The 1,043-nt window shown below is 73.5% G+C and carries 1 protein-coding gene; it reads left to right on the top strand.

Annotated elements, in window-relative coordinates; translation table 11 throughout:
* Positions 1–13: 13 nt before the first annotated feature.
* A partial coding sequence (locus EAO71_RS39570) for an AMP-binding protein (protein WP_315986637.1) occupies positions 14–1,043 on the top strand: 1,030 nt, incomplete at its 3' end.

The following is a 1,043-nucleotide window of genomic DNA, read 5'->3' as shown; positions in this document are numbered from 1 at the left end:
GGGGCTGCTGACGATGTCCCGTCCCGACGACGACGTGGACGCGGTCCTGCACACCCAGGGCCGGCCGGTGTCCCCGGCCGACGAGGTCCGGATCGTCGACGAACGCGGGGCGGACGTCCCGGCCGGTGTCACCGGCGAGCTGCTCACCCGGGGCCCGTACACGCTGCGGGGCTACTACCGGGCACCCGAGCACAACGCCAGGGCGTTCACCGAGGACGGCTTCTACCGCACCGGTGACCTCGCCTCCCTCACGCCCGAGGGACGGCTGATCGTCCGGGGACGGCTGAAGGACGTCGTCATCCGCGGCGGCGACAAGATCGCGGCGGGCGAGGTGGAGGCCCATCTCCTCACCTGCCCGGGGATCGCCGCGGCGGCCGTGGTGCCGGTGCCGGACGAGTTCCTCGGCGAACGGATCTACGCCTTCCTCGTCGGACGCGACGGCACCCGGCCGACGCTGGCGGAGCTCAAGGCCGCGCTGCACGCGCGCGGACTCGCCGACTACAAGCTCCCGGACCGCGCCGAGTTCGTGGCGGACCTGCCGCTGACGCCGCTCGGGAAGATCGACAAGAAGGTGCTCGCGGCCGCCGCCGCCGAACCCGCCGTCTCCCGCCACTGGACGCTCGCCGCAGAGGCCGAGGCCGCTCCGGAGCCCGCTTCCCCCGCCGCACCCGACCTGAGGATCCACTCCCAGACCCAGTCCGTCACCGATTCCGCGCAGGAGCTGCTCGCCCTGCTGTCCGCCCGGGGGCTGCTGACGATGTCCCGTCCCGACGACGACGTGGACGCGGTCCTGCACACCCAGGGCCGGCCGGTGTCCCCGGCCGACGAGGTCCGGATCGTCGACGAACGCGGGGCGGACGTCCCGGCCGGTGTCACCGGCGAGCTGCTCACCCGGGGCCCGTACACGCTGCGGGGCTACTACCGGGCACCCGAGCACAACGCCAGGGCGTTCACCGAGGACGGCTTCTACCGCACCGGTGACCTCGCCTCCCTCACGCCCGAGGGACGGCTGATCGTCCGGGGACGGCTGAAGGACGTCGTCA

The sequence above is a fragment of the Streptomyces sp. MS191 genome, from assembly GCF_008042125.1.
Lineage (GTDB): Bacteria > Actinomycetota > Actinomycetes > Streptomycetales > Streptomycetaceae > Streptomyces.
This window is presented reverse-complemented; position numbering and strand designations above follow the sequence as displayed.